Source organism: Bradyrhizobium sp. FW305-F6 (assembly GCF_058782905.1).
In genome coordinates this window covers 1,461,425-1,481,601 of sequence record NZ_JBYSYD010000002.1, presented here as the reverse complement: position 1 = coordinate 1,481,601, position 20,177 = coordinate 1,461,425, and the positions used below count along the sequence as shown (strand labels likewise).

At 65.4% G+C, this 20,177-nt stretch carries 17 protein-coding genes; 11 read left to right on the top strand and 6 right to left on the bottom strand.

Annotated features, from left to right (window positions below; genetic code table 11):
* Window positions 1-84 precede the first annotated feature (84 nt).
* The 3 genes from AC3WLX_RS18265 to AC3WLX_RS18255 all read left to right on the top strand — a co-directional run bounded on the left by AC3WLX_RS18265 (window position 85) and on the right by AC3WLX_RS18255 (window position 3,474).
* The gene (locus AC3WLX_RS18265; protein WP_492336982.1) at window positions 85-2,202 is read left to right on the top strand and encodes a TRAP transporter permease; all 2,118 of its coding nucleotides are present in this window, start codon (window positions 85-87) and stop codon (window positions 2,200-2,202) included.
* Window positions 2,163-2,576 carry a DUF1850 domain-containing protein gene (locus AC3WLX_RS18260; protein WP_492336981.1) on the top strand — a complete coding sequence of 138 codons (414 nt, stop codon included), beginning with the start codon at window positions 2,163-2,165 and terminating at the stop codon, window positions 2,574-2,576. Before AC3WLX_RS18265 ends, AC3WLX_RS18260 begins: the two co-directional genes overlap by 40 nt.
* A 91-nt stretch (window positions 2,577-2,667) precedes the next feature.
* The gene (locus tag AC3WLX_RS18255; RefSeq protein ID WP_492336980.1) at window positions 2,668-3,474 is read left to right on the top strand and encodes an SDR family NAD(P)-dependent oxidoreductase; all 807 of its coding nucleotides are present in this window, start codon (window positions 2,668-2,670) and stop codon (window positions 3,472-3,474) included.
* A 72-nt stretch (window positions 3,475-3,546) separates the two neighbouring features.
* On the opposite strand, the gene AC3WLX_RS18250 is transcribed toward AC3WLX_RS18255, so the two are convergent.
* Window positions 3,547-4,317 carry a hypothetical protein gene (locus tag AC3WLX_RS18250; protein ID WP_492336979.1) on the bottom strand — a complete coding sequence of 257 codons (771 nt, stop codon included), beginning with the start codon at window positions 4,315-4,317 and terminating at the stop codon, window positions 3,547-3,549.
* A 150-nt stretch (window positions 4,318-4,467) separates the two neighbouring features.
* Window positions 4,468-6,045 (bottom strand): cation:proton antiporter, encoded by a 1,578-nt coding sequence (locus AC3WLX_RS18245; RefSeq protein WP_492336978.1) that lies wholly within the window; start codon window positions 6,043-6,045, stop codon window positions 4,468-4,470.
* A 97-nt stretch (window positions 6,046-6,142) separates the two neighbouring features.
* Between AC3WLX_RS18245 and AC3WLX_RS18240 the strand changes: the two genes are divergently transcribed.
* The 5 genes from AC3WLX_RS18240 to AC3WLX_RS18220 all read left to right on the top strand — a co-directional run bounded on the left by AC3WLX_RS18240 (window position 6,143) and on the right by AC3WLX_RS18220 (window position 12,442).
* Complete coding sequence (locus tag AC3WLX_RS18240; RefSeq protein ID WP_492336977.1) at window positions 6,143-6,901, top strand: hypothetical protein; 759 nt, start codon at window positions 6,143-6,145, stop codon at window positions 6,899-6,901.
* A 371-nt stretch (window positions 6,902-7,272) separates the two neighbouring features.
* Window positions 7,273-8,655 carry a tetratricopeptide repeat protein gene (locus tag AC3WLX_RS18235; RefSeq protein ID WP_492336976.1) on the top strand — a complete coding sequence of 461 codons (1,383 nt, stop codon included), beginning with the start codon at window positions 7,273-7,275 and terminating at the stop codon, window positions 8,653-8,655.
* Between the two features lie 406 nt (window positions 8,656-9,061).
* Window positions 9,062-10,972: a propionyl-CoA synthetase gene (locus tag AC3WLX_RS18230; RefSeq protein ID WP_492336975.1), complete on the top strand. Its 1,911-nt coding sequence runs from the start codon at window positions 9,062-9,064 to the stop codon at window positions 10,970-10,972.
* A 222-nt stretch (window positions 10,973-11,194) separates the two neighbouring features.
* A complete protein-coding gene (locus AC3WLX_RS18225) occupies window positions 11,195-11,464 on the top strand; it encodes a hypothetical protein (protein WP_492336974.1) in 270 nt (89 codons plus the stop codon).
* Window positions 11,465-11,713: 249 nt separating this feature from the next.
* Window positions 11,714-12,442 carry an OmpW/AlkL family protein gene (locus tag AC3WLX_RS18220; protein WP_291630431.1) on the top strand — a complete coding sequence of 243 codons (729 nt, stop codon included), beginning with the start codon at window positions 11,714-11,716 and terminating at the stop codon, window positions 12,440-12,442.
* 102 nt (window positions 12,443-12,544) lie between these two features.
* Here AC3WLX_RS18220 and AC3WLX_RS18215 read toward each other — a convergent pair whose 3' ends face one another.
* A complete protein-coding gene (locus tag AC3WLX_RS18215; protein WP_492336973.1) occupies window positions 12,545-13,240 on the bottom strand; it encodes a DUF1013 domain-containing protein in 696 nt (231 codons plus the stop codon).
* 262 nt (window positions 13,241-13,502) lie between these two features.
* Between AC3WLX_RS18215 and ispH the strand changes: the two genes are divergently transcribed.
* Genes ispH through rnhA form a run of 3 tightly spaced genes read left to right on the top strand, consistent with a single transcriptional unit; the run spans window position 13,503 to window position 15,922 of the window.
* Window positions 13,503-14,471: a 4-hydroxy-3-methylbut-2-enyl diphosphate reductase gene (ispH, locus tag AC3WLX_RS18210; RefSeq protein WP_291630436.1), complete on the top strand. Its 969-nt coding sequence runs from the start codon at window positions 13,503-13,505 to the stop codon at window positions 14,469-14,471.
* A 6-nt stretch (window positions 14,472-14,477) separates the two neighbouring features.
* Window positions 14,478-15,461 (top strand): homoserine kinase, encoded by a 984-nt coding sequence (locus tag AC3WLX_RS18205; RefSeq protein ID WP_492336972.1) that lies wholly within the window; start codon window positions 14,478-14,480, stop codon window positions 15,459-15,461.
* The gene (rnhA, locus tag AC3WLX_RS18200; RefSeq protein ID WP_492336971.1) at window positions 15,458-15,922 is read left to right on the top strand and encodes a ribonuclease HI; all 465 of its coding nucleotides are present in this window, start codon (window positions 15,458-15,460) and stop codon (window positions 15,920-15,922) included. Before AC3WLX_RS18205 ends, rnhA begins: the two co-directional genes overlap by 4 nt.
* A gap of 134 nt (window positions 15,923-16,056) precedes the next feature.
* Here rnhA and AC3WLX_RS18195 read toward each other — a convergent pair whose 3' ends face one another.
* The 3 genes from AC3WLX_RS18195 to AC3WLX_RS18185 form a co-directional block, all read right to left on the bottom strand.
* Window positions 16,057-16,542, bottom strand: coding sequence for a peroxiredoxin (locus AC3WLX_RS18195; RefSeq protein WP_492336970.1), 486 nt, complete (start codon window positions 16,540-16,542; stop codon window positions 16,057-16,059).
* A 225-nt stretch (window positions 16,543-16,767) separates the two neighbouring features.
* Window positions 16,768-18,453, bottom strand: coding sequence for a long-chain fatty acid--CoA ligase (locus tag AC3WLX_RS18190; protein WP_291629375.1), 1,686 nt, complete (start codon window positions 18,451-18,453; stop codon window positions 16,768-16,770).
* A 190-nt stretch (window positions 18,454-18,643) separates the two neighbouring features.
* Window positions 18,644-20,146, bottom strand: a complete 1,503-nt coding sequence (locus AC3WLX_RS18185) for a D-alanyl-D-alanine carboxypeptidase family protein (RefSeq protein ID WP_492336969.1) — start codon at window positions 20,144-20,146, stop codon at window positions 18,644-18,646.
* Window positions 20,147-20,177: the final 31 nt, after the last annotated feature.

The following is a 20,177-nucleotide window of genomic DNA, read 5'->3' as shown; positions in this document are numbered from 1 at the left end:
GCGTAACCGTGGATGGCCGGGACAAGCCCGGCCATGACGTGTGCGGGGACGGTGCCCTTGTTCTAACGGCGCGGGGATATATCGATGTCGCAGGCAGAGGCTATTGAAGCTGCGCCCGAGAAAGTAAAAGTCGAGTTCGACAATTTCGAGCATGGTTTTCCGGAAGGCTTCGGTCCCGGCTGGTGGGGCAGGCTCGCCTACTGGATCGGCATCGCCTTCGCCACGTTCCAGCTCTATGTCGCCGCCTTCAACTATCTCCCAAGCCAGGTGGTGCGCGGCGTCCATGTCGGCTTCCTCGTTCTCCTCACCTTCGGCCTGATCGCCAACTTCACGGCCAAGAGCAATGTCGGCCGTGCGCTGGGCTGGGTGATCGGCGGCGCCGGCTTCTTCTGCGGCCTCTACCAGTGGATCTTCTACGCCGACCTGATCGCGCGCGACGGCGATCCGACCCGGCTCGATCTCGTGGTCGGCACGCTGCTGGCGGTGCTGATATTCGAGGGCACGCGGCGCCTGATGGGCGCGGCGCTGCCGCTGATGTGCGGCGCGTGCCTGGTCTACTGGTTCTTCGGCCAGTACCTGCCGTCGCCGCTCAACCATCGCGGCTATGATTTCGACCAGGTCATCACCCACCTGTCGTTCGGCACGGAAGGCTTCTACGGGGTGCCGATCTACGTCTCGGCGACCTACATCTTCCTGTTCATCCTGTTCGGCTCGTTCCTGGAGCGCGCCGGCATGATCCAGCTGTTCACCGACGTATCGCTCGGGTTGTTCGGCAGAACCCGCGGCGGACCGGCCAAGGTCGCGGTGTTCGCCTCGGGCATGATGGGCACGATCTCGGGCTCGGGCGTTGCGAACGTCGTCACCGTCGGCCAGTTCACGATTCCCCTGATGATCAGGTTCGGCTATCGCCGCGCCTTCGCCGCCGGTGTCGAGGCCACGGCCTCGATGGGCGGACAGATCATGCCGCCGGTGATGGGCGCGGTCGCCTTCATCATGGCGGAAACGCTGGGGGTTCAGTACTCGGAGATCGTCAAGGCGGCGGCGATCCCCGCGATCCTCTATTTCGCATCGGCGTTCTGGATGGTGCATCTGGAAGCCGGCAAGCACGGTCTCGTCGGCATGAAGCGCTCGGAGATCCCGAGCGCGTGGAGAGCGCTGGTGACGCGCTGGTACCTCGTGCTGCCGCTCGCCGCGCTGGTCTACATGCTGTTCGAGGGCTTCACGCCGCTCTATGCCGGCAGCATGGGCCTTGCGCTGACGGTGACGCTGATCCTCGGCACCGCCATCACGACGGGCGCCTCCTCCAACGTGATCCGCTACATTTTCTGGATCGGGCTCGCGCTCGTCGTCGCCGCGCTGTCGCGGGACGGTCTTCAGATTGCGCCGGTCGCGACGGTCGTCGTCGGCCTGATCGTGATCACGGCCTTCGTGCGCGGCGGCTTTGCGGCGTTGCGCGCCTGCCGCGATGCGCTGGCCGAGAGCGCGAAATCCGCCATCACCGTCGGCATGGCCTGCGCCATCGTCGGGGTCATCATCGGCATGATGTCGCAGACCGGCGTCGGCACCATCTTCGGCGGCTGGGTGATCGGGCTCGGCGAAAAGAGCCTGTTCCTGGCGCTGGTCATGACCATGCTGCTGTCGATCCTGCTCGGGACCGGCATTCCGACCATCCCGACCTACATCATCACCGCCGCGCTCGCCGCGCCGGCGCTGGCCAAACTCGGCGTGCCGCTAATCGCGAGCCACATGTTCGCGTTCTACTACGGTATCATGGCCGACCTCTCACCCCCGGTGGCGCTGGCCGCGCTTGCGGCGGCGCCGATCGCGAAGGAGAATCCGGACAAGATCGGCTGGGAGGCGATGCGCATCGCGCTCGCCGGCTACGTCATCCCGTTCATCTTCGTCTATTCGCCGGCCTTGATGCTGCAGGCGGGCGATCCCATGGCGGCCAAGCTCGGCTTCTATGGCGCAGTGGCGCTGGCGAGCTTGAAGGCGCTGGTGGCGATCGGCTTGTTCGGCATGGTCGCGATCGGCTTCCTGTTCACGCGGCTGACGCTGATCGAGCGGCTGGTCGCGCTCGGAGGCGCATTCTGCCTGCTCGGCGAATTCCCGTTCAGCGACACCGCGGGGTTCGTGCTCGCTGCGGCCCTCGTGCTGTGGCAATGGCGGCAGCGACCGCCGGCGCCGGTCGAGGCGGTGTGAGCCTCTGCCTGGCAACGGCAGCGGGCGTGAAGGCGCTGGCTCTGTCGGCGTTCACGCTCAGCTGGACGCATTCGATCGCGAAGGTCGAATGGCAGGAGGACTGGCGCGTGACGCCTGCCGGGCTCGAACTGGTGCAGGCCCGCGTCAAGGGCACCGGCCCCGGCATGGAGCCGCCGCCCGAGGCGCGGCTGGTCGACGGCTGGTTTCAATGGCGCCCGCAACGAGCCGCCATGCAGGAGGTCGTGCTCGGCAATTCAGGCGCAGCCGGCGAATGGCGGCTGTGCCACGACGGAAAGTGCCGGACGCTGTCGGAGATTGTCGGGCATCCCATCGGTGCTAACGTCACCACGATGAAGATTTGCGACAGTCCGTAGCCGGCATGAGCGGAGCGATACGCGGGACCCCTGTCCCCGGATATCGCTTCGCTCATCCGGGCTACAAGAATAACAACAAAGGAGAAACCCAATGGATCGGCTCAAGGGCAAGGTGGCGATGGTGGTGGGGGCCGGCTCGATCGGACCGGGCTGGGGCAACGGCAAGGCGACCGCGGTGACCTTCGCGCGCGAGGGGGCGCAGGTGTTCTGCGTCGATCGCAACGGTGCGGCGGCCAAGGAGACTGCAGAGATCATCACCGGCGAAGGCGGCAAGGCGACGGCGTTCACGGCCGACGTGTCGCGGGCGAGCGAGATCGAGGCGATGGTGGCGGCGTGCCTGAAGGCCCATGGCCGCATCGACGTGCTCGACAACAATGTCGGCATCGCCGAGATGGGCAGCGTGGTCGAGGTGAGCGAGGAGAGCTGGGACCGTGTCTTCAGCGTCAACCTCAAGAGCGCCTATCTCGCCATGAAGCACGTCATTCCCGTCATGGTGAAGCAGGGCGGCGGCTCGATCATCAACATCTCCTCGATCGCCTCGATCCGCCACATGGGGATCTCATACGTCACCTACGGCGCCTCGAAGGCGGCGATGAACCAGATGACGCGCACCACCGCGATCGAGTTTGCGCGCCATCATGTCCGCGTCAACGCGATCCTGCCCGGCCTGATGAAGACGCCGATGGTCGAGCATTCCGCAGGTCTTGCCGCCAGCTATGCCAAGGGCGATGTCGAAGCGATGTGGCGCGCGCGCGACGCCCAGGTGCCGATGGGCCACATGGGCGATGCCTTCGACGTCGCCAACGCCGCGCTGTTTCTCGCCTCCGACGAAGCGAAATATGTGACGGGCATCGAGCTCGTGGTCGATGGCGGCATCACCTGCAAGGCGGGGGCGTAGCTCCAATCTCCGCCGTCGTCCCGGGCGCGCAACGCGCGAACCCGGGACGACAGCGGAGGTGTTGGCTGCTGCCTATTGCGCCAGCGCCAGGATGCCGCCGGCGAAGGTGTGCCAAGCGGCCGTCTCGCTGATCGGCCAGTTCAGCACCTTCACCGCCAGCAGCGCCAGCGTGCCGTAGATGTAGACCGGATGCACGCGGCCTTCGCTGCGCCAGTCGCGCACCATGGCGACGACGAGCAGAAGCGAGGCGACGACGGCCGGCGCGATCGTCACCGGCACCGGCGGCGGGCCGGGCGGTCCCGGCGGCGCGAGGAAGGTTAGGAACCAGCGCGCAATCGCAGCGTCTAGGATCGAGACCGCGGCCAGCAGCATCAGGCGCTTGTGGATATCGGGCCTGCGCGTGTTGATGATCGCCAGCACGAACACCACGGCAAAGAACGCGATGCCGCTCATCGGCACGATCGAGAAGGCAACGCCTGCATCGGCCTTCCCAAGTGCCGCGGCGTTCTTCATCGAGGTTACGGACGCGAAGAAGCCAAATATGACCATTGCGGTCGCAAGCGAGACGCCGGCAATGCCTAACGAGCGGTGGTTGACCACGCGGCCCGAGGCCGCGAGCCAGGTTTGGAGCACGAAATAGAGTGACCAGGTGAAGAACAAGAGTCCGTGAAAATGAATCACCGGGCTTGCGGACAATGTCCGGTGAGCGAGCGGCACCCAATAGGTCGGTGCGAAGCCGAGGAAGGCGGTGGCGGCGCAGGCAAGCGCCATGTTGAGATAAAAATATCGTGCAGGCGACGCATCACGCGCGCGGACACGACGGTCGTCGATCAGGGTCGTCATCAGGGGTGAGTCTGGGTCGGCGGGGCTTGGTTCAAAGTTCGGGATGTTTCTGTGTGACCTGGCGCACGTTGCTGAACGCCCCAAAGTTCGCCGTCATCCCGGATCTGCGCGCTTAAGGCGCGCTTGTTTCGGGACGACCGCAGAGAGACATCATCCCCCCGCGCTCAATTCTGCGCGATCGAGCTGCTCTTCGAGCCGGTGAAAGGCGTCGTCGCCGATCACCTCGGTGGCGCGCAGCTCGAAGATCGCCTTGCGCGCGGCCTCGATGGCACGGCGGCGCAGGGGATCGGCGGGCAATTCGCCGTTCGCAATGCCGCCAGTCGGATCGGCCTCGGCCTGCATCAGGATGGCGCGATACTCGAGCCGCAGGATTTCCGCCTCCTCCGATGGATCGCTCTCGATCGCCTCGAGGGCAGCACGATAGGCGGCCGCGCGCCCGCGGGCGACCTCGATCCCGACGGGATCGTCGTCCCGGAGCTTGGAGGCCAGGATCAGCGGCCGCAGCGTCAGGCCCTGGATCACCAGTGTCCCCAGCACCACCGCGAAGGCGATGAAGACGATGAAGTCGCGGTAGGGAAAGTTCTCCGGCAGGGCAAAGGCGGTGGCCAGCGTGACGAGGCCGCGCATGCCGCACCAGGAGATGATGAACCCGCCTTTCGCCGAGGCGACCTGCTTCGGATCCTTCGGATGGTAGATCCCGCGCGCGACCAGTGCGCGCAGCGTGGCGCGGTAGAACGTCACCCAGAACAGCCGCACCAGCACCACGGTGAGCAGGATCCAGGCGGCGGCTACGCAATATTCCCAGCGCACGTCCGCGTCCAGCCGGGTCCAGATCGGACGCATCTGCATGCCGATCAGCATGAAGGCGAGCACGTTGAGCACGAACACCATCGTCTCCCAGACTGCATAGGACGGCACCCGCAGCCGCGCCGGCATGCGCGCCGGCGCGGTGCGCGCCAGAGTGATGGCGTAGACGACGATGGTGAGGATGCCGGACAGGCCGAGATGCTCGGCGGCGATCCAGATCATGAAGGTGGTGGCGAACTGAACGATGATCGCGCTCGGCGCTTCCGTCACGCGCTCCATGATGGGCGAGATCAGGCGGGCTGCGGCAAGGCCGGCGACGACGCTGCCGACCAGAGCCAGTGCCATGGTCGGTGCGACCTGGCTCCAGGTCAGGTGCTCGGTGGCGACTGCGCCGACGGCAATGCGGTAGATCAGCAGCGCGCTGGCGTCGTTGAGCAGGCTCTCGCCCTCCAGCACCTTGACCATCCGATAGGGCAGCTTGACCTGGCTCAGGATCGCAACCGCAGCGGCCGCATCGGGCGGCGCCACGATGGCGCCAAGCGCGACCGCTGCCGCCCATGGCATGTCAGGCATCAGCCGGTGCGCGACGAAAGCGACGGCGGCCGTGGTCAGGCCGACCGCGGCGACCACCAGAGTCGAGACCGGAACCCAGTTGTTGCGGAGATCGCGCAGCGAGGTGTCGAAGGCGGCGTCGAGCAGGACCGGTGCGACAAAAAGGGCCAGGGCCAGGTCCGGCTCCAGCACCCAGGACGGGCTCGACGGCACGAAGGCAATCAGCGCGCCGCCGATGGCGAGAAAGGTCGGGTAGGGGACCTTGATCCGCCGCGCCAGCGCCGATAAGCCAACGGCGCCGAGCAACAGCGCGATGATCCACTCGAATGTCGACACGATAATCCCCGAAGCCGGTTTGAGCGGCGCCACAAGCCGGCACCAATCCCGCCGTATGCTGGATAGTACGGTTCCAGAGCAAGAGCTCAAGACAAACGCCCCGACACAGGACTTTCGACTGCAAACGAGCATGCGTTTTCTCATTCCCTTGTTCGGCGCCGGGCTGCTCTCCGCACTCTCGCTCGCGCCCGCCGATGCTGCGACCGGCGGCGAGCCGGTTGCGGTGGTGCAGGTCGATCTCGAGTCTTGCCTCGCGGCGGCTGCTGCCGACGACGTGGACAAGGCCGCCGCGGCCTGCGCGGCCGTGATCGACAACGAGAAGACGGCGAAGGCGGACCTGATCAAGGCGCTGATCGCGCGCGGCGCGCTCCATGCACGGCACGACCAGATCGATCGCGCGATTGCCGACGACAGCCGCGCGCTCTCGCTCGATCCGGGCCTCGCCGATATCTTCAACGCGCGCGGCGAGCTCTGGCTGAGGAAGGACGACAAGCCCAGGGCGGTGCAGGATTTCGGTGCGGCGCTCAGGATCGATCCCAACCACGCAAAGGCCAAGGCCAATCACAAGGCGATGGCGCGCGAGCTCGAACGGATCGGCGCGCAGATGGCGCTCGCCGGCAAGCCCAGTTTCAGTTGCGCGCGCGCGCGTCGCGCGGTGGAAAGGGCGATCTGCGCCAATCGCGAGCTTGCCGACCTCGATCGCGAAGTCTTTGCCGCCAATGCCCGCGCGGTCGGGGAGGCGCGCAATCCGGACGAGGCCAAGGCGCTCCAGCGCGAGCAGGCCGCGTTTATCGCCCGCCGCAATGCAGAATTCGGGCGGCCGGGGTATGACCTGAAGAAGGCGATGCAGGAGCGCCTGCAGCGGCTCAACGGCGTGGACGGGTATTGAGTCCTTGCCTCTCCCCGCGTAGGGCAGGGCAATCGCATATGCTTTCACAGGGGCGGTCTGCGGGCTTGCTCCGCCTCTCCCGCTTGCGGGAGAGGCCGACGCGCTCGCAGAGCACGGCGGGTGAGGGCTCTCGCCGCGTAGGGATAGCATTTCTCGACAATCCCGCCGCTGAGACACCCTCTCCCCAACCCTCCCCCGCAAGCGGGGGAGGGAGCGCAGTCCCAACGCCGAAGCATCATTCACACCATATGCGATTGCCCTGCCGCGTGCGAGGCGAGGGAGAGCTCGCACCCCCCTCTCAGGTCCGGTTTGAACCCATCCCCTGCGAGCTGCGACAACGGTGAGAACCCGACGTCACGGAGCCCTATGTCATGTGCGGTACTCTAGCCTCCGCGCAAGCGCTTTCGCCTGCCAAAAGCTCTCTTCGCGCCATTTTCCTCGGCGCGGCGATGAGCCTTGCCTTCATCGTACCGGCCGTTGCCGGAGCTGATTGCGTGCCGGACAGCAAGGCTGCTCCCGCAGACCTGATATCCGCGTGCAACGCCATCATCGACCAGACGGCAAACCCGGCATCGGAGCGCTCCCTGGCGCTGGTCGCTCGCGCCGAAGCCAATGCCCGGACCTCCGGGGGCCTGTCGCAAGCGCTGCGCGATCTGGACCGCGCCATCGCGCTCGATGCCAAGAACGCTCTTGCCTGGCGCGTGCGCGGCGACCTCTTGCGCACGGCCGGCGGCGACCTCAATCGTGCCGCGGCGGATCTGACGAGAGCGATCGAGCTCGCGCCCCAGGCTGCCGAAGCTTACCAGCTTCGCGGCGTCGTCTACACCAACCAGCATCGCTACGACCGCGCCATCGCAGATTACGATCAGGCCATCAAGCTGAAGGCCGATTTCGCCCAGGCTTGGTCCGACCGCGGAGCGACCTTCTATCTGCAAGGCGACTACGCCAAGGCCGTGGCCGATCTCAGCGAGGCGCTGCGCCTCGATCCGAACCGGCCGCGCAGCTACACCACCCGCGGCGCCGCCTACAAGAAGCTCGGCGAGCTCGACAAGGCGATCGCGGACGACAGCGAGGCGATCCGGCTCGATCCAAAGGTGCCTGAGTATTTCGACAATCGCGGTCTCACCTATGCCGCCATGAAGGAGTACGACAAGGCGATCGCCGACTACGACCAGGCGATCCGCCTCGAACAGCGGGTGAACTTCCTGACCAACCGCGGCGACTCCTACCAGATGAAGGGCGAACTCGGGGCCGCGCTGTCGGACTACAACGACGCACTGAAACTCGATCCGAAGTTCGCAAAGACCTACAACAATCGCGCCGTGCTCTACAAGAAGATGGGCGAGCGCAAGAAAGCGCTGGCCGACTACGAGGCGACGTTGCGGCTCGATCCCGCCAATGAAAACGCGACCAACGGCCGCCGCCTGATGATCGCCGAAATCGCGAAGTTCGGCGACGAGCCGGCCCGTGCGCTGAACGCCACCCCCAGCAACCCCTCGTTCGATTGCGCCACCGCAAAACGCGAAGTCGAGAAGGTGATCTGCGCCGATCCGCAGCTCGGCGTGCTCGACCGCCAGATCGCCGAGGCCTATGAGCGTGCGCTTAAATCCGCGAGCAAGCGCTCCGCTAACAGTCTGCGAAAATCCCAGCGCGAATTCCTGGCCGCGCGCGATGCGAGTTTCCGTCGTCCCGGTTATGATCTGAAGAAGGTCATGCAGGATCGCCTGCAGAAGCTGAATGCGATGGACAGCTAGGCGTTCTTCGCCTCTGCCCGTCTGCGGGGGGCAATCGCATAGGGTGCTTTGCGAGCTGAGCGCACGCCTCGTCCTTCGAGACGCCCGCCTCCGGCGGGCCCTCAGGATGAGGCTAAGCCGCATCGGTGCTCCTTGAAGCTGGCGCAACGCACTCGGTCCTCATCCTGAGGGCCCGCCAAGGGCGGGCGTCTCGAAGGATGGCCACAGGCGATATCGCTTCCATATGCGATCGCCCTGCCGCGAGCGGGGAGGGTGGGGAAAGACCCGCCCTTTTCGGCTTGAACCGCGGCCCGTTCCCGCGAAAATAGGCTGACAAGAAGGCCGGCAATTGATCCTGGTCATGGCGGGGCGCCTGCCCTGCCACAAGGGTCGGAGCCAGGCGAATAAAGGGAACGGGAGCGCGGGAATGAATATCCAGGGCAAGAGTCTCTATCACGAGGTCCATGCGCGCTCGTTGGCCGATCCCGAGGGCTTCTGGGCCGAGGCGGCCAAGGAGATCGACTGGATCGAGCCGCCGAAGAAGATCTTCGATCCGGCGCAAGGCACCTACGGCCGCTGGTTTGCCGGCGGCGTCGTCAACACCTGCTACAACGCGCTCGACCGCCACGTCGAACGCGGCCGCGGCGACCAGGTCGCGCTGATCCATGATTCACCGCTGGCGGGATCGGTCACCAAGCTCACCTATGCCGAGCTGCTGAAAGAGGTCCAGGCGCTCGCTGCCATCATGCAGGATTTCGGCGTCGCCAAGGGCGACCGTGTCATCCTCTACATGCCGATGGTGCCGGAGGCGGTGGTCGCGATGCTTGCCTGCGCGCGGCTCGGTGCTGTGCACTCGGTAGTGTTCGGCGGCTTCGCCGCGAAGGAGCTCGCCACACGGATCGACGACGCGCAGCCGAAGCTCATCCTCTCCGCCAGCTGCGGCATCGAGCCCGGCCGCATCGTGCACTACAAGCCGCTGCTCGACGAGGCGATCAGGCTGGCCGGCAGCAAGCCCAAGGCCTGCATCGTGCTGCAGCGTCCGCAGCTCACCTGCGAGATGACGCCGAGCCGCGACTACGACTGGGCCAGCCTGCGCCGCAAGGCGCTAAACGACGGCAAGAGCGCGCCTTGCGTGCCCGTTGCTGCCACCGATCCGCTCTACATCCTCTACACTTCGGGTACCACCGGCATTCCCAAGGGTGTCGTGCGCGACAATGGCGGGCATCTGGTCGCAGTGAAATGGTCGATGTTCAACCTCTATGGCGTCAAGCCGGGCGAGGTGTGGTGGTGCGGCTCCGACATCGGCTGGGTGGTCGGGCACAGCTACATCGTCTACGGGCCACTGCTGCAGGGCGCGACCACGATCATGTATGAGGGCAAGCCGGTCGGCACGCCCGACGCCGGCGCGTTCTGGCGCGTGATCTCCGAGCACAAGGCGGTGGCATTCTTCACCGCGCCGACCGCGTTCCGCGCCATCCGCAAGGACGATCCCGAAGGCAAATTCATCCGGCAATACGATCTTTCCAGATTCCGCACGCTGTTCCTCGCCGGGGAGCGCGCCGATCCGCCGACGGTGGAATGGGCGGAGCAGCAGCTGAAGGTGCCGGTGATCGACCATTGGTGGCAGACCGAGACCGGTTGGTGCATCGCCGGCAATCCGGTCGGGCTCGGCATGCTGCCGGTGAAGCACGGCTCGCCGACGGTGCCGATGCCGGGCTATCAGGTCGATGTCGTCGACGAAGCGGCAAAGCCGGTCGGCCCCAACACCATGGGCTCGATCGTCATCAAGCTGCCGATGCCGCCGGGCTGTCTGCCGACGCTGTGGAATCAGGACGAGCGCTTCAAGGAAGCGTACCTGAGCGAATTCCCCGGCTATTACAAAACCTCCGACGCCGGCTACAAGGACGATGACGGCTACGTCTTCGTCATGGGCCGTACCGACGACATCATCAACGTCGCCGGGCATCGGCTCTCCACCGGCGGCATGGAGGAGATCCTGGCCTCGCATCCCGACGTCGCCGAATGCGCCGTGCTCGGCGTCAAGGACGCGATCAAGGGCGAGGTGCCCTGCGGCTTCCTGGTGCTGAAAGCGGGCGTGAAGCGCCCGCCCGCCGAGATCGAGAAGGAGATCATCGCGCTGGTGCGCGACAAGCTCGGGCCAGTCGCCGCCTTCAAGCTCGCCATTACCGTCGGCCGCCTGCCCAAGACGCGCTCCGGAAAGATCCTGCGCGGCACCATCAAGAAGATCGCCGACGGCGACTCCTGGACCATGCCGGCCACGATCGAGGATCCCAAGGCGCTCGACGAGATCGGCGAGGCGCTGAAGGGGCGGGTGTGAGGTGAACTTGGTCTGGTGGGACGCTGTCGCGCCGTTCCCGCTGTCATCACCCGCGAAGGCGGGTGATCCAGTACTCCGCGGCCGAAATGATCTGACCCAATGACCACCGCTGCGTAGTGGATGCTCCGCCTTCGCTGGGAATGACAGCGCGCGGAACAGCCTCCGGGGACTTACAATCTCCGCATTCCGCGCTAAACAGGGCCGGCCGATAGGGGACCTTGTATGCCACTCGCCGCCGCGCCACGCCTGCTGACCGCCCTAGGTCTCGCCCTCGCTCTCTCCGCCTGCTCGGCGCGCTACCAGACGCCGGTGGCGGTGGGCGGCGACGATGACGACGCGGTGTGCCAGAGCCGGGGCTACGCGCAAGGCTCGCCTGAATACGTGGCCTGCCGCAAGGACCGCGACGTTCAGCGCAACGGCGCCGTCGCGCGCGCCGACCGCCGGCAGCGCGATCTCGGCGAGTACATGCTGAACAATCCCGTGCGGCCGTAGCGGTCTAAGCGCGTTTGCACGTGCCGAGCTGAAGCGATCGCGGTTCTCCGCGGCCAATGTCGCGCGCGCCCACTCGAGTACCGTGCAAGTCCCTCGCATTGTCGTCTGCCGTGGCAGATGTGCAACGCCGGACCTGATTCATGGCGCGTCAGTCCAATTTTGATTCAGGTCAAATCCGAAGACGCCCTGTTTCTGCTCTGACAGCTGTGATCGCGCAACGGGGCGCGCATGGCTCTCAAGGGGAATTCAATGCGAAGGACTATTCGAAATGCCGCACGGATCGCAGTGCTCGCCGCTGCGTTCGGCGGCGCGCTTGCATCGGCGCAAGCCGCGGATCTGCCGGTCTATACCAAGGCGCAGCCGAAGGTGGAGGCGTGGAATCCCTGGATGATCCGTCTGCGCGTCCTCGGCGTTTTGCCGGACGGCGGTGGTAGCACGGTCAATGTGACGGGCGTGCCCGCCCTGTCGTCGCCGAACTCGGGCCTTCACATCAGCGACCAGGTCGTCCCCGAGCTCGACATCTCCTATTTCTTCACCCCGAACATTGCGGCCGAATTGATCCTCGGCGTCACGCGGCATCACCTCACCGGATCTGGCACGCTCCAGGGGCTCGACATCGGCAAGACTACGCTGCTGCCGCCGACGCTCACCCTGCAATACCACTTCACCAATTTCGGCGCCTTCAAGCCCTATATCGGCGCCGGCGTGAACTACACCGTGTTCTTCAACAATTCGGCGTCGAACATCCCGTTCGGCGGCCTCACTGTTACCAACCTGCATGTCAGCAACGCCTGGGGCGGCGCCGTGCAATTCGGCTTCGACTACATGCTTGACAAGCATTGGGGCCTCAACGTCGACGTGAAGAAGCTGTGGCTCCAGCCGAACTACTCGGCCACGGTCAACGGCGCGATCCCGGTCACCGGTACCGCGCACATCGATCCGTGGCTGGTCGGTGCGGGTGTGACCTACAAGTTCTGAGGCGCTTGCGGCGTTAGTCTCGACGCCTGCGATCTCACACGAAAAACGCGGCAGGTTTCCCTGCCGCGTTTTTTTCGCGCGGTCGATCGTCGAAGGAGGAAATTACTCCTCCTCTTCCTCGTGTTTCTTGCCGCCGAGCGTCTTCAGCTTGGCGAACACGGCATCGACATTGAGGTCGTCGCTGGACTTCTCCGCGGGCTCGTACTCGTCCTTGCGGGTGGTCTCTGAGGCCGGCAGCAGGGTGGCGCCGCCATAGGCCGCGTCGATCGGCTTTTCCTTGGCGGCGCGCTGCACCTCGAAATCGAGCTCGATCTGCGAGCAGAGGCCCAGCGTGACGGGGTCGATCGGGGTGAGCTGGGACGTGTTCCAGTGGGTGCGATCGCGCACGCTGGCGATGGTGCTCTTGGTGGTGCCGACGAGCCGCATGATCTGCGCGTCCTTCAGCTCCGGGTGGCTGCGCAGCAGCCAGAGAATGGCGCTCGGGCGCTCGTGACGGCGCGAAACCGGGGTGTAGCGCGGGCCCTTGCGCTTGGGCTGGGGCGGCAGCACCACCTTGCTCTCCTGCAGGCGGAGCCGGTAATCCGGGTTCTTCTCGCCCTTCTCGATCTCCTCGCGGGTCAGCTGGCCATTGGAGAGGGGATCCATGCCCTTGATGCCCTGGGCGGCGTCACCGTCGGCGATTGCGCGCACCTCGAGGGGATGCATCTTGGTGAAATCGGCGACCTGGTCGAAGGTCAGCGCGGTGTTGTCGAGCAGCCAGACGGCGGTCGCCTTGGGCATCAGAGGTGCGTTGCTCATGGCAAATCTCCTTTGTGCTTCGCCCACCCCTCTGGAGGCGAAACCGGTGGTCATCAGCGATGACAGGGAATTCGGGCTATATAAGCCCGGAGGGGGTAGCCATGCAATGCTTCTGCTATAGATAGTGCCTTGACACCGCCCGAAAGGGGGCCCAATTCCCTTTGAACCGCTGTAACGTTCAAGCCGACAGTTTTAAGCCCATTCCCATCCCGATCGCCCCCGCCAGAAGGCGAAACGGGTGATTCGGTCACGAGATCGCTCAATGTCAGCCAAGCCAGACCTCAAGATCGTGCTTTGTTCTCCCCGCGGCTTCTGTGCCGGCGTGGTCCGGGCGATCGACACCGTGGAACGGGCGCTCGATAAATACGGCGCGCCTGTCTATGTTCGCCACGAGATTGTGCACAACAAGTATGTCGTCGACGGGTTGAAGAAGAAGGGCGCCATCTTCGTCGAGGAACTGGCTGAAATCCCCGAAAACGCCACCGCACCGGTGGTGTTCTCGGCCCACGGCGTGCCGAAATCGGTTCCGGCCGACGCCCAGTCCCGCAATCTGTTTTCGCTGGATGCGACCTGCCCGCTGGTGACCAAGGTGCACCGCGAGGCCGCGATCCATTTCAAGCGCGGCCGCGAGATCTTCCTGATCGGCCATTCTCACCATCCCGAGGTGGTCGGCACGCTCGGCCAGCTTCCGCCCGGCGCCGTGACCCTGATCGAGACCGCCGAGGACGCCAAGACCATCACGCCGAAGGATCCCAACAACCTCGCCTTCGTGACCCAGACCACGCTGTCGATCGACGATACCGCCGAGATCGTGGCGCTGCTCAAGGAGCGTTTCCCGAACATCAATGGGCCGCACAAGGAGGACATCTGCTACGCCACCACCAACCGCCAGCTCGCGGTGAAGAAGGTGGCACCCGTGGTGGATGCACTCATCGTCGTCGGTGCGCCCAATTCGTCGAACTCGCAGCGCCTGCGCGAGGTTGCCGAGCGCGAGGGCTGCAAGATCGCGGTGCTGGCGCAGCGCGCCACCGACATCGACTGGAGCAAGTTCGGCAACATCAAGAGTCTCGGCATCACGGCCGGTGCGTCCGCGCCCGAGGTGATCGTCGAGGAAATCATGGACGCCTTCGCCGAGCGCTACACGCTGCACGTGGAGACGGTATCGGCCGCGGAGGAGAACGAGTTCTTCCCGCTGCCGCGTCAGGTGCGCCCCGAAGCCGCCGCCGAGTAGACCTTTATGGCGGTCTACACCGACGTCGCCGCCGACGAACTCGCGGATTTCCTGAAACACTACGAGCTCGGCGAACTGCTCTCCTACAAGGGCATCGCCGAGGGCGTCGAGAATTCCAACTTCCTGCTGCACACGACGACAGGATCGTTCATCCTCACGCTCTATGAAAAGCGCGTGGCGAAGAGCGACCTGCCATACTTCCTCGCGCTGATGACTCATCTGGCCGAGCATGGCGTCAACTGTCCGCTCCCGGTGAGGGGGCGCGACGGCGAGGCGCTGCGCGAACTGGCCGGCCGGCCGGCCGCGATCATCACCTTTCTCGAAGGCGTCTGGCCGCGCAAACCGATCGCCGCCCATTGCGCGGGGGTCGGCGAGGGGCTGGCGAAGATGCATTTGGCCGGTGCGAATTTTGCGATCCGGCGCGCCAATGCGCTCTCGGTCGCGGGCTGGCGGCCGCTGTTCGATGCGGCGTCGAGCCGCGCCGACGAGGTGCAGCCGGGGCTGCGCGACTTTCTCGCGGCCGAGCTCGACTATCTCTCGAGCGGCATATGGCCGACCGATCTGCCCGAAGGCGTGATCCACGCCGATCTCTTCAACGACAACGTCTTCTTTCTCGGCGACAAGCTCTCGGGGATCATCGACTTCACCTTCGCCTGCAACGACATGCTGGCCTATGACGTCGCGATCTGCCTCAACGCCTGGTGCTTCGAGCCGGATCATTCCTTCAACGTCACCAAGGCGCGCGCCTTCCTCAACGCCTATGGCCGGGTGCGCAAGCTCAGCGAAGCGGAAGAGGCTGCGCTGCCGCTGCTGGCGCGCGGTGCCGCGATCCGCTTCCTGCTGACGCGGCTGGTGGACTGGCTCAACGTGCCCGCGGGCGCGCTGGTCAAGCCGAAGGACCCCCTGGAATATGCCCGCAAGCTGCGCTTCCACCAGAGCGTGACGAGCGCGCGGGACTACGGGCTGATTCCGTCGGGGCTGGTGGCGTGAGCGAGCGTCCCGTTGTCACCATCTTTACTGACGGCGCCTGCTCCGGGAATCCCGGTCCGGGCGGCTGGGGCGCCATCCTGAGGTTCGGCGACAAGGAAAAGGAGCTGAACGGCGGCCAGCCGCACACCACCAACAACCAGATGGAATTGATGGCGGCGATCTCCGCGCTCGAAGCGCTGAAGAAGCCGTGCTCGGTCGATCTCTACACCGACAGCCAGTATGTCCGGCAAGGCATCACCGGCTGGATCTTCGGCTGGAAGCGCAACGGCTGGCGCACCGCCGACAAGAAGCCGGTGAAGAATGTCGAGCTATGGCAGCGCCTCGACGCCGCGCTGAAGCAGCACGAGGTTCGCTGGCACTGGGTCAAGGGCCATGCCGGCCACCCCGAAAACGAGCGCGCCGACCAGCTGGCGCGGGACGGAATCGTGCAGGCGCGGTTGCAGCAGCGGGTGCGGGAGTAGGGGACGCTCGCCTCTCCACTCGTCATGGCCGGGCTTGACCCGGCCATCCACGCCTTCTTCACGCAATCAAGAACGTGGATGCCCGGGACAAGCCCGGGCATGACGTCATCCTTTGGAGGAGTTGGGCCAAAAGCCTACAGCTGCTCCAGAAGCGTATCGCCGCCGGACACCTCGACCTTGCCGGGCATCGCCTCGAGGTTCAGCTTCTTGACCACGCCGTCCTCGATCAGCATCGAATAGCGCTTGGAGCGGATGCCGAGACCGTTGGCGGAGGCGTCCAGCTCCATGCCGATCGCCTTGGTGAAATCGGCGTTGCCGTCGGCGAGGAAAATGGCCTCGTCGCGCTGGTCGGTGTCGCGCTTCCAGGCGTTCATGACGAAGGCGTCGTTGACGGAGACGATGGCGATGCTGTCGACGCCCTTGTCCTTCATGGCGTAGGCGTTGAGGAAGATGCTCGGCAGATGCATCTTGTGGCAGGTCCCGGTATAGGCGCCGGGGACCGCGAACAGCGCCACCCTCTTGCCCTTGAAGATATCGTCGGTGGTCTTCACCTGCGGGCCTTCCGCCGTCATCACGCGGAATTTCGCCTCGGGCAGCTTGTCGCCAATCTGGATCGCCATCGTTCGTTTCTCCTCGGAAAGGGCCGGAGCTGTTCTAGAGCATTTTACCGCAGGAGGTAAACGGCATCAAACGGGCGGTGATAGGGGCCGGTTGGCTAATTTCTCGTCATTGCGAGCAAAGCGAAGCATCGACACATGTCGCTGCGGAGGATGACTTCGTCGCAAGCGCTCCCGGCGATGACGAAGGGGCGCTAGGCGCCCCTTCGGACTGACCGGCAGATTGCCTTACGCGGCTTCGGCCTTCTTCTCGTCCCGCAGCTGCCGGCGCAGGATCTTGCCGACATTGGTCTTCGGCAGGTCGCTGCGGAATTCGATGTGCTTGGGTATCTTGTAGCCGGTGAGTTGCTCGTGACAGAACGTGATCACCGCGTCGGCGGTGAGGTTCGGGTCCTTCTTCACCACGAAGGCCTTCACCGCTTCGCCCGATTTGGAATCAGGGATGCCGATCACCGCGCATTCGAGCACGCCGGGATGGCTCGCGATCACTTCCTCGACCTCGTTCGGGTAGACGTTGAAGCCGGAGACGAGGATCATGTCCTTCTTCCGATCGACGATCTTGGTGTAGCCCTTCTCGTCCATGATGCCGATGTCGCCGGTGCGGAAGTAGCCGTCGGCGGTCATCACCTTGGCGGTCTCGTCAGGCCTGTTCCAGTAACCCGACATGACCTGCGGGCCCTTGGCGCAGATCTCGCCCGCCTGGCCGAGCGGGACTTCGTTGCCGTCGTCGTCGCGGATCGAGATGTAAGTCGACGGCACGGGGATGCCGATCGTGCCCGTGAACTCGGTTGCGGTCGCGGGATTGCAGGTCAGCGTCGGCGAGGTCTCCGACAGGCCGTAACCTTCGGCGATGAAGCAGCCGGTGACCGCCTTCCACTGATCGGCCACGGGACGCTGCACCGCCATGCCGCCGCCGTTGGAGATCTTCAGCTTGGAGAAGTCGAGCTTCTTGAAGTCGGGGTGGTGCATCAGGCCGTTGTAGAGCGTGTTCACGGCCGGGAAGCTGTTGACCTGGTATTTCGCCAGCTCCTTGATGAATCCGGGAATGTCGCGCGGGTTGGGGATCAGGAGATTGCAGCCGCCGGCGCGCACCGCGAGCAGGTAGCAGGCCGTCAAAGCGAAGATGTGATAGAGGGGCAGCGCGCAGACGATCATGAGCTGATCGACATGCGGCGGCGCGGCGAGCGCCGGCTGCAGCCAGGCGTCGTTCTGCAGCACGTTGGCGACGATGTTGCGATGGAGCAGCGTGGCGCCCTTGGAGAGGCCGGTGGTGCCGCCGGTATATTGCAGGAAGGCGACGTCGCCCGGCGACAGCTTCGGCTTGCTGAACGTCATGCCGCGGCCCGCCGAGAGAGCGTCGTTGAAGGCCACTGCGCCCGGCAACGACCATGCCGGCACCATCTTCTTGACGCGGCGGACGACGAGATTGACGATCACGCCCTTGAAGCCGAGCAGGTCGCCCATGCTGGCGACGATGACGTGCTTGACCTGCGTCTTCGCGATCACCTGCTCGACGGTGTGGGCGAAGTTCTCCAGCACGATGATGGCTTCGGCGCCGGAATCCTTGAGCTGGTGCTCGAGCTCGCGCGGCGTGTAGAGCGGATTGACGTTCACGACCGCGTAGCCGGCGCGCAGCACGGCGGCGGTCGCGACGGGGTATTGCAGTACGTTCGGCATCATGAGCGCGACCCGCGCGCCGCGCTGGAGCCCGCGGCCCTGCAAATAGGCAGCCAGCGCGACCGACATCTGGTCGAGGTCGCGATAGCTGATCGACTTGTCCATGCAGATGAACGCCTTGCGGTCGGCGAACTTGGTGAAGCTCTCCTCCAGCAGATCGACCAGCGATGCGTATTGGGTCGGCTCGATATCGGCGGGCACGCCGGGCGGATAATGTTTGAGCCAGATGCGCTCCATGGAAACTCCCCTCATCTCACTGAGCCCGTTGCGTCTCGGGCTTGCCTCGTTACCGCCAGTATCCAGCTTGCCGGAACAGGTGGCAAGCCGTCGTGACTTAGGGCAAAGGTCGGGGCGTAGCCACTGGAATCATCGCAAATCCCGCTGCCGCAGGTGCGAAAGCGGAGCTGTGGTTCAATGCCGGGCGGCGTTAACTGTTGTTGGCCGGCTTGGCCGCGGCGGGAGGCTTCGTCGCGGCGGGGTTGGTGGCCGCCTTGGGCTTGGCGGGCTTCGCCGCCTGATCGCCGGCCGCAGGCTTCTCTGCAGGCTTCGCCGCCGCATCCGGCTTGGTCGCGGCATGCTTGGCGCCAGCCGGCTTGCTTGCGGCGGGCGTGGTTGAGGAAGGCTTGATTGCGGCCGATTGAGGCGTGGCCGGCTTGGCCGCCTTGCCGTCAGTCTGCTTGGCATCCGGCTTGGCCGCCGCAGTCTCGGCGGCGTCGGGCTTCTTGGCGACGCGCGACTTCTTGCCACGCGGCTTGGACGCGGCCTGCTGGTCGGCGTCGGCGGCAACCGCCGCGATCAGGGCGGTGCCGGTGCGGGTCGGGCCGGTATAGACCAGCACGGGCTCCGTCGCCGCGGGGGCCGAGGCCATCAGCTCGGAAGCCCTCATCAGGGGCGGCTGGAGGCCGGCGGTAAAGAACGTGATCTGGGCTTCGCCGCCCGTGGCCGAGGCCGATCCGGGCGCGCTGCCATTGGCCGCAATCAGTCCGCCGTCGTCGTCGCTGGCCGGCCGCTTGCGGTGCGGTCCGCACGTCTCGTCGCGGAGGTTCGGCGGTGAGGCGTCGACCGGCACGAGATTTTCGACGGTGCCGAGCGAGGGGCGCAGCCAGGTGAGATTGTCCTGAGCAAAACCGCGCTCCAACAGCTGTGCGGCCTTCACCGCGCGCGCGGTGCCGGAACTGGAGCCGAGCACCACCGCGATCAGCCGGCGGCCGTTGCGCGTCGCCGATGCCACGAGGTTGTAGCCGGAGGCGCAGATGAAGCCGGTCTTGAATCCGTCGGCGCCGGGATAGCGGCCGATCAGCTTGTTGAAATTGCCGGTGACGCGCTTGCCGAAGCGGATCGCCGGGATGTGCACGAAGTACTCGTATTCCGGCAGGTCGCGCAGGAATGAGCGCGCCAGAATGCCGAGGTCGCGCGCCGACGTGATCTGGCCGTCGGCGGGCAGGCCGTTCGGATTGACGTAGCTCGTCTGCGTCATGCCGAGCTTCTTCGCGGTGTCGTTCATGATCGCGGAGAAGCCGTCGACCGAGCCGCCGACGCCTTCGGCGAGCACCACGGCCATGTCGTTGGCCGACTTCACCATCATCATCTTCAGCGCGTTGTCGACGGTGACCTGCGTTCCCGGGCGGAACCCCATTTTCGACGGCGATTGCGAGGCCGCCGTCGGCGATACCGTGAGCAGCGAATCGAGCGTCAGCCTGCCGTCCTTGACCGCCTTCAGCGTCACATAGGCGGTCATGATCTTGGTAACGGAGGCCGGGTACCAGGGCATGGTCGCGTTCTCGGCCTGCAGCACTTTGCCACTGTCGGCCTCGATCAGCAGCAGTGCTTCGGCGCTCGCCATACGCGGCGCGAGCGACGCGGCACATGCGAGGCCCGCGGCGAAAAGGTTGAATAGGGATTTGCGAAGCAGCGGGCGAAGGGCGTGCACTATCCGATTCCGGTCCTTGGAGATCCGCCTG

Bases quoted from the DNA above. Each gene is read 5' to 3' on its own strand.
- AC3WLX_RS18265 (WP_492336982.1), top strand. From the start codon at position 85: ATGTCGCAGGCAGAGGCTATTGAAGCTGCGCCCGAGAAAGTAAAAGTC.
- AC3WLX_RS18260 (WP_492336981.1), top strand. From the start codon at position 2,163: ATGGCGGCAGCGACCGCCGGCGCCGGTCGAGGCGGTGTGAGCCTCTGC.
- AC3WLX_RS18255 (WP_492336980.1), top strand. From the start codon at position 2,668: ATGGATCGGCTCAAGGGCAAGGTGGCGATGGTGGTGGGGGCCGGCTCG.
- AC3WLX_RS18250 (WP_492336979.1), bottom strand. From the start codon at position 4,317: ATGACGACCCTGATCGACGACCGTCGTGTCCGCGCGCGTGATGCGTCG.
- AC3WLX_RS18240 (WP_492336977.1), top strand. From the start codon at position 6,143: ATGCGTTTTCTCATTCCCTTGTTCGGCGCCGGGCTGCTCTCCGCACTC.
- AC3WLX_RS18235 (WP_492336976.1), top strand. From the start codon at position 7,273: ATGTGCGGTACTCTAGCCTCCGCGCAAGCGCTTTCGCCTGCCAAAAGC.
- AC3WLX_RS18230 (WP_492336975.1), top strand. From the start codon at position 9,062: ATGAATATCCAGGGCAAGAGTCTCTATCACGAGGTCCATGCGCGCTCG.
- AC3WLX_RS18225 (WP_492336974.1), top strand. From the start codon at position 11,195: ATGCCACTCGCCGCCGCGCCACGCCTGCTGACCGCCCTAGGTCTCGCC.
- AC3WLX_RS18220 (WP_291630431.1), top strand. From the start codon at position 11,714: ATGCGAAGGACTATTCGAAATGCCGCACGGATCGCAGTGCTCGCCGCT.
- AC3WLX_RS18215 (WP_492336973.1), bottom strand. From the start codon at position 13,240: ATGAGCAACGCACCTCTGATGCCCAAGGCGACCGCCGTCTGGCTGCTC.
- ispH (WP_291630436.1), top strand. From the start codon at position 13,503: ATGTCAGCCAAGCCAGACCTCAAGATCGTGCTTTGTTCTCCCCGCGGC.
- AC3WLX_RS18205 (WP_492336972.1), top strand. From the start codon at position 14,478: ATGGCGGTCTACACCGACGTCGCCGCCGACGAACTCGCGGATTTCCTG.
- AC3WLX_RS18195 (WP_492336970.1), bottom strand. From the start codon at position 16,542: ATGGCGATCCAGATTGGCGACAAGCTGCCCGAGGCGAAATTCCGCGTG.
- AC3WLX_RS18190 (WP_291629375.1), bottom strand. From the start codon at position 18,453: ATGGAGCGCATCTGGCTCAAACATTATCCGCCCGGCGTGCCCGCCGAT.